The following is a 14287-nucleotide window of genomic DNA, read 5'->3' on the forward strand; positions in this document are numbered from 1 at the left end:
ATGCAACTTGCCCCCGGCCAGCTTTCGGCGCAGCTCAGCAAGGGCCTGCGCTCCCTCTACACCTTGCACGGCGACGAGCCGCTGCTGGTGCAGGAGGCGCTGGACGCGATCCGGGCCACGGCGCGTGGGCAGGGCTATACCGAGCGCACGGTGCACAGCGTGGCCGGCGCGCATTTCGACTGGAGCGAGGTGCTGGCGGCCGGCGGTTCGCTGAGCTTGTTTGCCGACAAGCAGATCCTGGAGGTTCGCATTCCGTCCGGCAAGCCGGGCAAGGATGGCAGCGTCGCCTTGCAGCAGCTGGCCCAGCAAGCCGAGGGCAATGCCGACACCCTGACCCTGGTGGTGTTGCCGCGGCTCGACAAAGTGGCCAAATCGGCCGCCTGGTTTGTGGCGCTGGAGCGCTTTGGCGTGACCATCCAGGTCGAACCGGTGGAGCGCGGCGCCTTGCCGCAGTGGATTGCCCAGCGCCTGCAGGCCCAGGGCCAGCGCGTCGAAGCCGGGGTCGAAGGCCAGCGCACTTTGCAGTTTTTTGCCGACCGGGTCGAGGGCAACTTGCTGGCCGCGCACCAGGAAATCCAGAAACTAGCGCTGCTGCATCCACCGGGCGAGCTGCAGTGGGCGCAGGTCGAGTCCGCGGTGCTGAACGTGGCGCGCTACGACGTGTTCAAGCTGTCCGAATCCGTGCTGGCCGGCCAGCGCCTGCGCACCCAGCGCATGCTCGACGGCCTGCAGGCCGAGGGCGAGGCCGAGGTGCTGGTGCACTGGGCTTTGGCCGAAGACATCCGCGCGCTGAAGCGCGTCAAAGACGCGATGGATGCCGGCAAGCCGCTGCCGATGGCGTTGCGCGACAACCGCGTCTGGGGCGCCAAGGAGCGGCTGTTCGAACGCGTGCTGCCGCGCCTGGCCAGCGCCCAGATCGCCCAGCTGCTGCAGGCCGCGCACCAGGTGGACGGCATCGTCAAAGGCCTGAAGCAGCCCGACTGGCCGGCCGATCCCTGGCAGGCGCTGCACCGACTGGCCGGCATGCTGTGCCAGGCCTGCATTCCGCAGCCCGGGCGCTAGGTTTTTGCCGCCCGTGACAAAATACGGGCATGAACGCTCTGAACATCGCCGAATACGCCCAGACTCTGGGTTTGCAAGCAAAAGTGGCTTCTGCGCATATGGCACGTGCGTCAACAGCTACTAAAAATATAGCTTTACGCAGCCTGGCCCGGCTGCTGCGCGAGAGCATCGCGCCGTTGCAGATAGAGAACGCCAAAGACCTGGACCGGGCGCGCGCCGCCGGCCTGGCCGCACCCATGGTGGACCGGCTCAAGCTCAGCCCGCAGACGCTGGAAACCTGTGCCCAGGGCTGTGAGCAGCTGGCCGCCATGCCGGACAGCATTGGCGAGATCATTGGCTTGCAGCAGCAGCCCAGCGGCATCCGTGTCGGCCAGATGCGCGTGCCGATTGGCGTGTTCGGCATGATTTTCGAAAGCCGCCCGAATGTGACCATCGAGGCCGCCAGCCTGTCGATTAAGAGCGGCAATGCCTGCATACTGCGTGGCGGCTCCGAGGCGATCGAGTCCAACAAGGCCCTGGCCCTGCTGGTGCAGCAAGCCCTGGTCGAGGCCGGCTTGCCCGCCGACGCGGTGCAGCTGGTGCAGACCACCGACCGCGAAGTCGTCGGCCAGCTGATCGCCATGCCCCAGTATGTGGACGTGATCATCCCGCGCGGCGGCAAGAGCCTGATCGAGCGCATCAGCCGCGACGCCAAGGTGCCGGTGATCAAGCACCTGGACGGCAACTGCCATGTGTATGTGGACGACCCCTGCGACATCGCCATGGCCGTCACCGTGGCTGACAACGCCAAGACCCAGAAGTACAGCCCCTGCAACGCGGCCGAAGGCCTGCTGGTGGCGCGCGGCGTGGCGGCCGAGTTCCTGCCGCTGATTGGCGCCATCTACGCCGCCAAAGGTGTGGAAATGCGGTGTGATCCGGCTGCAGTGCAGATACTGTCTGCGCATGAAGCTACCAAAGATATAGCAAATATCGTATTGGCAAGCGAGCAGGACTGGTTCGAGGAATACCTGGCGCCCGTCATCAGCATCAAGATTGTTGAAGGTGTGGATGAGGCGATTGCCCACATCAACAAGTATTCGTCCCACCATACCGACGCCATCCTGACGCGCGACCACATGCATGCCCAGCAGTTCCTGCGCGAGGTGGATTCGGCCAGCGTGATGGTGAATGCCAGCACCCGCTTTGCCGACGGCTTCGAGTTCGGCTTAGGCGCGGAAATCGGCATCAGCACCGACAAGTTCCACGCGCGCGGCCCGGTCGGGCTGGCGGGGCTGACCTCGCTGAAATACGTGGTGCTGGGCCAGGGCGAAGTGCGCGGTTAAACCGCGCGGGCGATTACAGGTCGCCTACCTTGTCGCTTGGGTACTTGAACGAGTCCTTGAGCATGTAGGGCATGGGCAGGTCCAGATTGACATTCTTGGGCGGAATGGGGTGCTGAAACCACTTGGCGTACAACGCATTGATTTCGCCGCTGAGGATGATGCGGCGCATTTCCTGGTCCACCAGTTTTTTGAATGGCGCATCGTCCTTGGGCAGGATGATGGCGTAGGGCTCGATGCTCAGGGCTTTGCCGATCAGCATGAAGTCTTCGGGCTTGGGCGCAGTGGCGCGCAAGCCCGACAGCAGTACATCGTCCATGGCAAAGGCAGAAGCCTGGCCGGCGACCACCATCGAAAAAGCCTGGGCATGGTCTGCCGCTTCGACGATTTTCAGGCCCAGTAATTTGTCGTTGTTGACGCGGCCCAGGGACTTGATATTGGTGGTGCCTTTGGTGGACACCACGGTATGGCCATTGAGTTGTTCGATGGACCGTATTTGGGAATCGGTGCGAACCAAAAAGCGGGAGCTGGAAATGTAGTGTGGAATGGTGAAGTCGACCAGCTTGCGCCGTTCCGCATTGTTGGTGGTCGAGCCACATTCCATCGAGGCCTGCCCTTCTGCGACGGCTTTCATGCGTGTATCGGGCGTGACCAGCAGGTATTTGACGGTCAGCTTGGGCAGCTTCAGCTCGCGCTTGATGGCGTCGGCCAGTTTCAAGCACAGGTCCACCGCATAGCCCATGGGACGGCCGTCGGCGTCCACGTACGAGAAGGGAATCGAGGCATTGCGGTGCGCCAAGGTGATCTCGCCGCTGCTGCGGATGGTGTCCAGGGTATCGGCCGAGGCCGATAGGGCAGTGAGGCAGGCGCAGAACAACAGACTGGTAGATTTCATGGTCAAGGGCTTGGTGGCAAACAGGTAGGCGATGATCCGCCGACTCGGCAAAGTCAGGCAGCGATATTGCGCACATTCCATGCCAATTTCTTTGGGCGGGCCTGCTATTTCGGCATGACGCGGTGTTCCAGGCCCTGGCGGCGGCGCCGGGCAGGGCGATCTGCCAAGTTCCTACAATGCGGTTATATCTTTCAAAGAAAACCCCATGGTTCCCCATCTCATTACCGCGCTCACCGGCCCGATCAACGAACTGGAACAGCGCATTCTCGACTCCATGCCGGCCATTGAGCGCTGGTTCCGGCTGGAGTGGATGGAGCACACGCCGCCGTTTTACTGCGCGGTGGACATCCGCAATGCAGGCTTCAAGCTGGCCCCGGTCGATACCAACCTGTTTCCCGGCGGCTGGAACAACCTGACGCCGCAGATGTTGCCGCTGGCCGTGCAATCGGCCATGGCCGCGATTGAAAAGATCTGCCCCGAGGCCAAGAACCTGCTGCTGATCTCGGAAAACGACACCCGCAGCACCTTCTACTTGTCCAACGTGGCGCAACTGCAGCGCATCTTCCACATGGCGGGCTTGAACGTGCGGATCGGCTCGGTCAACCCCGACATCAAGGAAACCACGGTCGTCAACCTGCCGAATGGCGAACAGGTGACGCTGGAGCCGGTGATCCGCAGCAAGCGCCGCCTGGGCTTGAAGGATTTTGACCCCTGCACGATTCTGCTGAACAACGACTTGTCGGCTGGCGCGCCTGGCATTCTGGAAGAGCTGCATGAGCAGTACCTGTTGCCGCCGCTGCATGCGGGCTGGTCGGTGCGGCGCAAAAGCACCCATTTCCGCAACTACGAAGAGCTGGCCAAGCGCCTGGGCAAGCTGCTGGGCATCGACCCCTGGCTGATCAACCCGATGTTCAACCAGTGCGGTGCGGTCGACATGGCCCAGGGCCAGGGCATGGAATGCCTGAACACCAATGTGGATGCGCTGCTGGGCAAGATCCGCCGCAAATACAAGGAATACGGCATCAACGAGAAGCCGTTTGTCATCGTCAAATCCGACAGCGGTTCGCGCAATATGGGCATCATGACGGTGCGCGACGTGAAAGACCTGGCGGTGCTGCACCACCGGGCCAAAACCCAGCAGGACAACGTACCCGCGCAGGACATCATCATCCAGGAAGGCGTGCTGACCAACGAGCGCATCAACGACGCCGTGGCTGAGCCGGTGGTCTACATGATGGACCGCTATGTGGTGGGCGGCTTCTACCGCATCCACGCCGAGCGCGGCGTGGACGAAAACCTCAGCGCCCCTGGCTCCAGCTATGTGCCGCTGGCATTTGCCGAGAGCGCGCACCTGCCCCAGGTGGGTATGCGTCCGGGCGCCAGCGCGCCCAACCGCTTCTACATGTACGGCGTGGTGGGGCGTTTGGCCATGGCCGCGGCCAGCTACGAGCTGGAAGCCACCGATCCGGATGCAGAAACTTACGATTGAAGACGATGGTGTGTCAGTTGCTGCACTGCAACATTTATTTTTTCTAGAGGCTTCATCCTGCGCGCGCAGGGGTATGTGAAGCGCAAAATACCCATCCCAAAGTTTATGGAACCCCGCCGACCCTTTTAGGGGTCATCTGGACGGGGCCTTGTTTGTGCAAAGTACAAAGTCTTCGCTTGCAGCGCTCACTCTGGGTGCGATTGGTGTGGTGTACGGTGACATCGGAACCAGTGTCCTGTATGCCGTCAAAGAGGTCTTCAACTCCGGCCATGTGCCTTTCACCCCCGACAACATCTTTGGCGTGTTGTCGATGTTCTTCTGGACCTTGACGGTCATTGTCTCCATCAAATACGTCGTGCTGGTGCTGCGCGCCGACAACAACGGCGAAGGCGGCCTGATTGCGATGTTGGCGCTGGCCTCCGAGGCGGTGCGTGACCAACCTAAATTGCGGCAGGTGCTGCTGGTTGTGGGTATCTTTGGCACCTCGCTGTTTTACGGCGACGGCGTCATTACCCCGGCGATCTCGGTGCTGTCGGCGGTGGAGGGCTTGGAGGTGATCTCGCCCAACCTGCACCGCTACATCATTCCGATGACGCTGGTGATTCTGTTTGCGCTGTTTGCGGTGCAAAAGCACGGCACCAGCGGCATAGGCAAGTTTTTTGGCCCGGTTACGCTGCTGTGGTTTCTGTGCATTGCCGTGCTGGGTGTCAACCAGATCCTGCTGCATCCGTCCATCCTGCTCGCGCTGAACCCGCTGTACGCGCTGCGCTTCATGTGGGACAACCCGGGCATTACCTTCATCATCCTGGGCGCCATCGTGCTGTGCGTCACCGGTGCCGAGGCGCTGTATGCCGACCTGGGCCATTTCGGCAAGCGGCCGATCCGTTTGGCCTGGTTTGCCATCGCCATGCCGGCGCTGACACTGAACTATTTCGGACAGGGTGCGCTGCTGCTGCGTGCACCCGAGTCGGTGAAAAACCCGTTCTACCTGATGGCTCCCGACTGGGCACTGATACCGCTGGTGCTGCTGGCCACAGCGGCTGCCGTGATCGCATCGCAGGCCTTGATCACCGGCGCCTTCAGTGTCACCAAGCAGGTGATCCAGTTGGGCTATTTGCCACGGCTTAACATCCAGCACACCAGTGTGCGCGACACCGGGCAGATCTACATCCCCTTCGTCAACTGGGGCCTGTTTGGCGCCATCGTGGTGGCCGTGGTGATGTTCCGCTCGTCCAGCAACCTGGCTGGGGCTTACGGCATTGCAGTGTGCACCGACATGCTGATCACCACGGTGTTGACCTTCTTCGTGATCCGCCACGGCTGGAAGTACCCGCTGTGGCTGTGCCTGCTGTCCACCGGCTGGTTTTTCATCGTCGACTTTGTGTTCTTTTCGTCCAATCTGCTCAAGCTGTTCGACGGCGGCTGGTTCCCGCTGATGATAGGCGGCGTCATCTTCACACTGATGATGACCTGGCAGCACGGCCGCGAACTGGTGAAGGAAAAGCTCCGTGCCGACGCCGTCGACCTCAGCAGTTTCCTGGAGTCGGTGTTCGTCAGCCCGCCCACCCGGGTGGAAGGCACGGCGGTATTCCTCACCGCCGACCCCGGCACCGTGCCCAATGCGCTGCTGCACAACCTCAAGCACAACAAGGTGCTGCATGACCACAACCTGTTCGTCACCGTGCACAACCACCCGATTCCCTGGATCGGCATGGACAAGCGCGTGGAGGTAGAGGCGCTGGGGCACAAATGCTGGCAGGTCATCATCCACTACGGCTTCAAGAACAACCCGGATGTACCCCGCGCCCTGGAGCAGATCCGTAGCCGCGGCTGCGAGCTGGAGACCATGACCACAAGCTATTTTCTGTCGCGCGACACCATCATTCCCACCCTGGGTGGTGGCATGGCGCCGTGGCGTGAAAAGCTGTTCGCGCAAATGCACCACAACGCCAGTGCCGCAGCCGACTTCTTGCGGCTGCCCAATAACGCGGTCGTCGAACTCGGCTCCAAAATCGAGATTTAACCCATGGGCTGGCAGGCCCGTGCCGCAGCCGATGGCGGCGCTGCGGACCCCGGGTTTGCCCCCCCGACTTTTTGTCGGCGGGCGTGTCAAACGCCCTGAATGCATGTAACATTTTGTGCGCGTAAGTGCTTTGCAGGGCCCCGCGCCCGGGCATTCCACAAGACGGCAGTTGCTGCCAACGCAGCTGTACTTTTACTTCACCGGTAAAGCCCATGCACTTCCTCGCCAACCTCAAAATTTCCACCCGCCTGGCAGCCGTGCTCGGCTTGTTGGTGGCCATGCTGCTGCTGATGGGGGGCATGGCCCTGGTGGAAATGGCGGCCATGCGGGCGGTCACCACCGGCATCACCCACAACTGGCTGCCCAGCGTCGAACTGGTGAACAAAATGAACACCAGTACGGCGGATTTCCGGGTTTTTGAGTTCCAGCATGTGCTCAACACGGACGAGAAGGCCATGGCCACCATCGAAAAATCCATGGCGTCGACCCTGGCGATCTTTGAGAAAAGCCGCCAAGAGTATTTGGCGCTGATCTCCAGCCCCGAAGAACGCAAGCTGTATGCAACATTCGATGCCGACTGGAAGCAGTACCTGGTGATCCACGAGCAGGTCAAAGCCCTGTCGCACAAAAATGAAAACGACCAAGCCCGTGCTTTGTTGGAGGGCGACAGCAAGAAGTTTTACGATAACGCCAGCGACACCCTGGACCAGCTGATCGTGTTGAACCGCGCAGGTGCAGATGCTGCAGCCGTTGACAGCGACAACGCGTTTGCCACGGCGCGCGACACCATGCTGGGCGTCGCGCTGTTGGCCACTTTGCTGGCGGTGGTTGCGGCCGTGTGGTTGATACGCTCGATCACACGGCCGCTGGGCAAGGCCATCATTGCCGCAGACAGCGTCGCCGCGGGAGACCTGGCCAGCCGCATCGATGTCGACAGCCGGGACGAAATCGGCCAACTGTTGGGTGCGTTGCAGCGCATGCAGCACAGCCTGGTGCAGACCGTCAGCCGCGTGCGCAGCAATGCCGATGGGGTGGCCGCGGCCAGCACCCAGATTGCCCAGGGCAACCACGACCTGTCGGGCCGCACCGAATCCCAGGCCTCGGCGCTGGAAGAGACGGCCGCGTCCATGGAGCAGTTGAGCTCGGCCGTCAAGCAAAACGCCGACAACGCCCGCCAGGCCAACCAGCTGGCCCTGAGTGCCAGCACGGTCGCCATCCAGGGCGGTGAAGTGGTGGGCCAGGTGGTAGAGACCATGAAGGGCATCAACGACAGTTCCAAAAAGATCGCCGACATCATTGGCGTGATCGACGGCATTGCCTTCCAGACCAACATCCTGGCGCTGAATGCGGCCGTGGAAGCCGCCCGTGCCGGCGAGCAGGGCCGGGGCTTTGCGGTGGTAGCCAGCGAGGTGCGTTCCTTGGCCGGCCGCTCGGCCGACGCCGCCAAAGAAATCAAACTACTGATCTCTGCCAGCGTCGAGCGGGTGGAGCAGGGCACCGTGCTTGTCGACAAAGCCGGCGTCACAATGACCGAGGTGGTTGGGTCCATCCGCCGGGTGACCGACATCATGGGCGAGATCAGTGCCGCCAGCAGCGAGCAAAGCGCGGGTGTGGCCCAGGTCGGTGACGCGGTGGTCCAGATGGACCAGGCCACCCAGCAAAATGCCGCCTTGGTGGAGGAAATGGCCGCCGCTGCCAGCAGCCTCAAAACCCAGGCCGAAGAACTAGTGCATGCCATGGCCGTCTTCAAGCTGGCGCAGGGGGCCCAGAGCGCCGCCGCCCCCCAAGTGCCGCGTCCTGCGCCGCCGCGGCCCGCACCGGCACCGGCACCAGCACCAGCACCAGCACCAGCACCTGTGGCCGCGCCTGCGCGACCCAGCCTGAAGCCTGCTCCCCCCAAGAAGCTTGCGCCCGCAGCTGCCAAGCTGCCTGCGCCGCAGCCCAAAGCCGGCGTGGACGACTGGGAATCGTTCTAAGCTTCCAAGCCCGCGGTCACCCAGCCCAGCACCGCATGGGCAATGCGACAATCTGCAAGATATGCGTTTCCCAAGGCCGCGCGCCCGCTGCCCTGCCGCTGATACGCTGACTTACAGATAACGGCCTAGCTTGAAACCACCTGTTGCCTCCTCCCTGGATTTTGATGTCTTGATCGTGGGCAGCGGCCTGGCCGGCCTCAGTGCCGCGCTGTTGCTGGCCCCCACCCACCGTGTCGCGGTGCTCACCAAGCGTGGCCTGAACGACGGCGCCAGCGCCTGGGCCCAGGGCGGTATTGCCGCGGTGCTGGGCGAGGGCGACAGCTTCGCCTCGCATGTCGACGACACCCTGGTTGCCGGCGGTGGCCTGTGCGACGTGGACGCCACCCGCTTTGTGGTCGAGCACGCGCCCGAATGCATCGCCTGGCTGCAGTCGCTGGGCGTGCCCTTTTCGCTGGAAGACGGCCACTTGCACCTGACCCGCGAAGGCGGCCACAGCCACCGCCGTATCGTCCATGCCACCGACGCCACCGGCGCTGCGGTGCAGGCCACCATGATGGCCCAGGTGCGCAAGCACCCGCAAATCCGCCTGTTTGAAAACCATACGCTGGTCGACCTGGTGATCGGCAGCAAGATCGGCCTGCCCCAAAAAGGCTGCGTCGGCCTGTACGCATTGGACGCTGATACCGACCAGGTGCTGACCTTCAGCGCACCCAACACCATCCTGGCCACCGGCGGTGCCGGCAAGGTGTATCTGTACACCACCAACCCCGACACCGCCACCGGCGACGGCATTGCCGCCGCCTGGCGCGCCGGCTGCCGCGCCGCGAACATGGAGTTCATCCAGTTCCACCCGACCTGCCTGTACCACCCGCACGCCAAGTCGTTCTTGATCTCCGAAGCCGTGCGCGGCGAAGGTGGCCGCCTGCTGCGCCCCGACGGCAGCCGCTTCATGCCCGAGCATGATGAGCGCGCCGAACTCGCGCCGCGCGACGTGGTGGCCCGCGCCATCGATTTCGAGATGAAGAAGGGCGGCTTTGACTGCGTGTACCTCGACATCTCGCACCAGCCCAAGGCCTTTTTGCTGGAGCACTTTCCGAACATTTACGACCGCTGCATGGCATTGGGCATCGACATCTCAAGCCAGCCGATTCCGGTGGTGCCCGCTGCCCACTACACCTGCGGCGGCGTGCTGACCGATCTGCAGGGCCGCACCGATGTGCCCGGCCTGTATGCGCTGGGCGAAGCCGCCTGTACCGGCCTGCACGGCGCGAACCGGCTGGCCAGCAACTCGCTGCTGGAATGTATGGTGTTCGCCCGCGCCGCCGCGCAAGACTTGGCGCAGCTAGAACGCGCACCTGCGCTGCAGCTGCCGGCCTGGGACGACACCCAGGTCACCGACAGCGACGAGCTGGTGGTGTTGTCGCACAACTGGGACGAGCTGCGCCGCTTCATGTGGGACTACGTGGGCATCGTGCGCACCACCAAACGGCTGGAGCGCGCGGCCCACCGCATCGCCCTGCTGCAAAGCGAAATCCACGAGTTCTACGCCCGCTTCCACGTCACCCGCGATCTGCTGGAGCTGCGTAACCTGGTGCAGGTGGCCGATCTGATCGTGCGCAGCGCCCGCGCCCGGCTGGAGAGCCGAGGCGGCCATTTCAGCCGCGACTACCCGGAGCTGGCGCCATCGTCCGAGCCCACGGTGCTGGTGCCTGAGAATTTATAAATAATCGGGCTTCAGCGCAGGTAGTACCTGCGCTAGCAGCTACTGAAAATATAGCTAAACCAGATCGGCGTCTATCCAGCCGCGCAGGCTGTTGACGAAGGCCAAGCCCTGTACCCGCGGCAGATCGTCTACCCGTACCAGCGCTTCCACCAGCCGGCCGTCTTCTAGTGCTTTGGCGCGGCCTATGCCGCCCAGCAGGCCACAGGCCAGCGGCGGCGTAACCCAGCGGCCATCCAGCAGCAGCGCGATATTGCCGCGCGTGCATTCGGTGATCTCACCGGTGGCGTTCCATAGCAGCGTGTCGAAGACACCGGGTGGCGTGGTAAACGCCTCGTATTGGCCGCGGCGCGTGGTTTTGAAGCGCACGAATTCGCTGTGGGCTTCGAGTAGGGGCCGGTCCGCCAGCTGCAGCCGCACCCGCGCGGGTGAGGCTTCGAGCGCATAGGCCTCGGCGGCAGCATGGCCTTGCGCATCCAGCAGCAGGCGCACGCGCCAGGATTTTTCTGGATGGCCGGCGATCAAAGTGTCCAGGGTGTGCGCCACATGCGCCGCATCCCACGGTGTGCCGAAATGCGCGGCCGCCTGGGCCAGGCGCGCCAGATGCTCGGCGCGGTTGCGCAGCACGCCATCCACCAGCGCCAGGGTTTCCAGCAGCGCGAACGGCGCGCTGGCGCGCTGCACAAAAGCCTGCTTGTTGGCCCATTCCTGCCATTCGCCCTCGGCGCTGGCGTCGAAGGTGATGCCACTGCCGATGCCGCACTGGGCCTGGGCGCCGTGCAGGGTCACGGTGCGGATCGGCACGTTGAAGGTCGCTGTACCTCCGGGCTGCACGACGCCGATGGCGCCGCAGTAAACGCCGCGCGCCCCGGGTTCCAGCGACTTGATCTTGCGCATGGCTTGCACCTTGGGCGCGCCGGTGACCGATCCGCAGGGGAACAGCGCGGCGAATACATCCGCCAGGCTGCAGCCAGCACGGGTGCGGGCACTCACATCCGAGGTCATCTGCCACACCGTCGGCAGTGCTTCGGTGTGGAACAGGCGCGGCACCTTGACGCTGAACGGCTGGGCGATGCGCGACACATCGTTGCGCAGCAGGTCCACGATCATCACGTTTTCGGCCCGTTCCTTGGGCGAGCTGCGAAGCGCTGCCGCCAGGGCCGCGTCCTCGGTCTCCGTCGCGCCGCGGCGTGCCGTGCCCTTCATCGGGCGGGCCAGAATCTGGCCGTCACGCCAGTCGAAAAACAGCTCGGGCGAGACCGACAGGATTTGCATATTGTCGGTATGGCCGGTATCAATGAACGCCGCATAGCCACCCGGCTGGGCGCGCTGCAGCGCCGCGAACAAGGCCTGCGGCGCACCACTGAAGTTGCCGCGCATCTGCGCCGTCAAATTCACCTGGTACAGCTCGCCGTCGGCAATCGCCTGCAGCAGCGTGGCCATCGCGGCGTCGAAATCTGCACGGGTGATGAAGCTCTGCCAATCGATCTGCGCTGTCTGCGTGGGGGCTACAGGCCAGGGCAGAGGTTTGTCGTACACCGCGAACCAAGCTAGCGGGCCGTCTGCCGCATGCACCGCCAGCGCTGCATCAAAAGCCGGCGCGGCTTCGTACTGCAGATAGCCTACGCACCACAGGCCTTGGGCGCTGGAGGCCTGCACGGCATCCAGCAACGGCCGCACCTGGTCCAGCGTATGGGCTACCAGCGTCTGCAGCGGCGAGCCAAACGCGTGGCGCAGCCGCGGCGCGTTGGGCTGGGCCGGGTCGCTGAAGTCGACCAGCGCGGTGATCTGCGACATCAAGCTGCGCCGATATGCGGCACCAGGCCGGTGGTGGGCTGGCCGTTCTTCAGCGCTGCGGTAAAGGCCAGCATGCGGTCGATCGGCACGCGGGCGCGCAGGCCCAGCGCGGGATCGATGTGGATCTCGTTCGTGCCCAGCTCCAGCACCTGGGCCAGGCCGGCCAGGCCGTTCATCGCCATCCAGGGGCAGTGCGCGCAGCTCTTGCAGGTGGCGCTGTTGCCGGCGGTGGGGGCTTCGATGAACAGTTTGTGCGGGTTCTGCGTGCGCAGCTTGTGCAGCATGCCGTTGTCGGTGGCGACGATGAATGTGATGGCGTCCATGGTCCGCGCGGCGTTCAAGATGGCCGAGGTGGACCCCACGGCATCGGCCAGCGCGATCACGTCGGCGGGGGATTCGGGGTGCACCAGCACCTTGGCCTCCGGGTGCTCGGCTTTCAAGGCCTCCAGCTCAAAAGCTTTGAACTCGTCGTGCACGATGCAGGCGCCGTTCCAGAACACCATGTCGGCCTGCGTTTCCTTCTGGATGTAGGCCCCAAGATGCTTATCGGGCGCCCAGAGGATCTTGTGGCCCTGGTCCTTGAGTGCGCGCACTACGTCGAGCGCGCAGCCCGAGGTGACCAGCCAGTCGGCGCGGGCTTTGACCTCAGCGCTGGTGTTGGCGTAGACCACCACGGTGCGGTCGGGGTGGGCGTCGCAAAAGGCGTTGAACTCGGCGCTCGGGCAGCCCAGGTCGAGTGAGCAGGTGGCGTCCAGGTCCGGCATCAGGATGCGTTTTTCGGGCGACAGAATCTTGGCGGTTTCGCCCATGAAGCGCACGCCGGAGACCACCAGGGTCTGCGCCGCGTGGTCGCGGCCGAAGCGCGCCATTTCCAGCGAATCGCTGACCAGGCCGCCGGTTTCCTCGGCCAGATCCTGCAGATCGGGGTGCACGTAGTAGTGCGACACCATCACCGCGTTGCGCTCTTTCAGCAGGCGGCGAATGCGGTCTTTCAAGGCCAGGCGTTCGGCCGGGCCGGGCTCGACCGGCACGCGGGCCCAGGCGTGGCGCGGGGCGCAGACCGACTCCGAGGTCGGCTGCTCGTATTCGACTTCCATCAGGGTGTGCATGGCCGTTTCCTCACAGGTCCTGGAAGCGCATGGAATAGTCGGTGGCCTTGACATCCTTGGTCAGGCCACCGATGGAGATGCGGTCCACGCCGGTTTCGGCCAGCGCGCGCAGGCCGTCCAGGGTCACGCCGCCCGAGATTTCGAGAATCGCCTTGTTGTCGCCGCGGGCTGTGTTGCGGCGCACGGCTTCATGCAGCGTCGGCAGCGCCATGTTGTCCAGCAGCACCATGCGGGCGCCGGCGTCCAGCGCCTCGTCCAGTTGCTCCAGGGTTTCGACCTCGATCTCGACGAAGCTGGCCTGCTGCGCGAGCTCGGCGGCGCGGCGCAGCACGGCGGTCACGCCACCGGCAGCGGCAATGTGGTTTTCCTTGATCAGCACCGCGTCATACAGGCCGATGCGGTGGTTGGTACCGCCGCCTACGCGCACCGCATATTTCTGCGCCAGGCGCAGGCCGGGCAGGGTTTTGCGGGTGTCGACGATGTGGGTGCCGGTACCGGCCACGGCTTGCACATGCAAGGCGGTGCGGCTGGCCACGGCGCTCAGCAGTTGCAGAAAGTTCAGGGCGGTACGCTCGGCCGTCAACAGGGCCTGGGCCGGGCCTTCCAGCTCCAGCACCACCTGGTCGGCGGCGCAGCGTTGGCCTTCATTCACCAGCCAGCGCCAGGTGGCGGTGGGGGCGATTTGGCGCAGCGTGGCCTCGACCCAGGGCGTGCCGCACAGCACCGCCGCTTCGCGGGCCAGGATGCGGGCCCGAGTATGGCGGGCCGGGTCGACCAGCGCGGCCGTCAGGTCGCCGGGGCCTACGTCTTCGGCCAGGGCGCGGGCTACATCGGCCTCGGCCAGGGTGGCGATGCTCGCCGGGGAAAAATCAAAAAACCGTGTCGTTGTCATTGTTG

10 protein-coding genes are annotated in these 14287 nt (G+C 64.1%); 6 read left to right on the top strand and 4 right to left on the bottom strand.

What is annotated here, in order from left to right; translation table 11 throughout:
• Entirely contained in the window at positions 1-1062 is a 1062-nt protein-coding gene (holA, locus tag BLT66_RS10125) for a DNA polymerase III subunit delta (protein ID WP_092757555.1), read from the top strand.
• Between the two features lie 29 nt (positions 1063-1091).
• Positions 1092-2384, top strand: a complete 1293-nt coding sequence (locus BLT66_RS10130) for a glutamate-5-semialdehyde dehydrogenase (RefSeq protein WP_092757556.1) — start codon at positions 1092-1094, stop codon at positions 2382-2384.
• 13 nt (positions 2385-2397) lie between these two features.
• Here the strand turns inward: BLT66_RS10130 and BLT66_RS10135 are convergent, their stop codons facing one another.
• The gene (locus BLT66_RS10135; protein WP_092757868.1) at positions 2398-3276 is read right to left on the bottom strand and encodes an amino acid ABC transporter substrate-binding protein; all 879 of its coding nucleotides are present in this window, start codon (positions 3274-3276) and stop codon (positions 2398-2400) included.
• Between the two features lie 205 nt (positions 3277-3481).
• Here BLT66_RS10135 and gshA point away from each other — a divergent pair, with 205 nt between their 5' ends.
• From gshA to nadB, 4 genes are all read left to right on the top strand, one after another.
• Entirely contained in the window at positions 3482-4765 is a 1284-nt protein-coding gene (gene gshA / locus BLT66_RS10140; protein WP_092757557.1) for a glutamate--cysteine ligase, read from the top strand.
• A gap of 154 nt (positions 4766-4919) precedes the next feature.
• Positions 4920-6788 carry a potassium transporter Kup gene (locus BLT66_RS10145; protein WP_092757869.1) on the top strand — a complete coding sequence of 623 codons (1869 nt, stop codon included), beginning with the start codon at positions 4920-4922 and terminating at the stop codon, positions 6786-6788.
• Between the two features lie 212 nt (positions 6789-7000).
• Positions 7001-8764: a methyl-accepting chemotaxis protein gene (locus BLT66_RS10150; protein WP_092757558.1), complete on the top strand. Its 1764-nt coding sequence runs from the start codon at positions 7001-7003 to the stop codon at positions 8762-8764.
• A gap of 130 nt (positions 8765-8894) precedes the next feature.
• Positions 8895-10487 (top strand): L-aspartate oxidase, encoded by a 1593-nt coding sequence (nadB, locus tag BLT66_RS10155; RefSeq protein WP_092757559.1) that lies wholly within the window; start codon positions 8895-8897, stop codon positions 10485-10487.
• 54 nt (positions 10488-10541) lie between these two features.
• Here the strand turns inward: nadB and pabB are convergent, their stop codons facing one another.
• Genes pabB through nadC form a run of 3 tightly spaced genes read right to left on the bottom strand, consistent with a single transcriptional unit; the run spans position 10542 to position 14282 of the window.
• Positions 10542-12281, bottom strand: a complete 1740-nt coding sequence (pabB, locus tag BLT66_RS10160; RefSeq protein ID WP_092757560.1) for an aminodeoxychorismate synthase component I — start codon at positions 12279-12281, stop codon at positions 10542-10544.
• Complete coding sequence (nadA, locus tag BLT66_RS10165; protein WP_092757561.1) at positions 12281-13390, bottom strand: quinolinate synthase NadA; 1110 nt, start codon at positions 13388-13390, stop codon at positions 12281-12283. Before nadA ends, pabB begins: the two co-directional genes overlap by 1 nt.
• A 10-nt stretch (positions 13391-13400) precedes the next feature.
• Positions 13401-14282, bottom strand: coding sequence for a carboxylating nicotinate-nucleotide diphosphorylase (nadC, locus tag BLT66_RS10170; RefSeq protein WP_092757562.1), 882 nt, complete (start codon positions 14280-14282; stop codon positions 13401-13403).
• Between the last annotated feature and the right edge of the window lie 5 nt (positions 14283-14287).

The sequence above is a fragment of the Rhodoferax sp. OV413 genome, assembly GCF_900104385.1.
In the GTDB taxonomy this organism is placed as follows: Bacteria; Pseudomonadota; Gammaproteobacteria; order Burkholderiales; family Burkholderiaceae_C; genus Rhodoferax_B.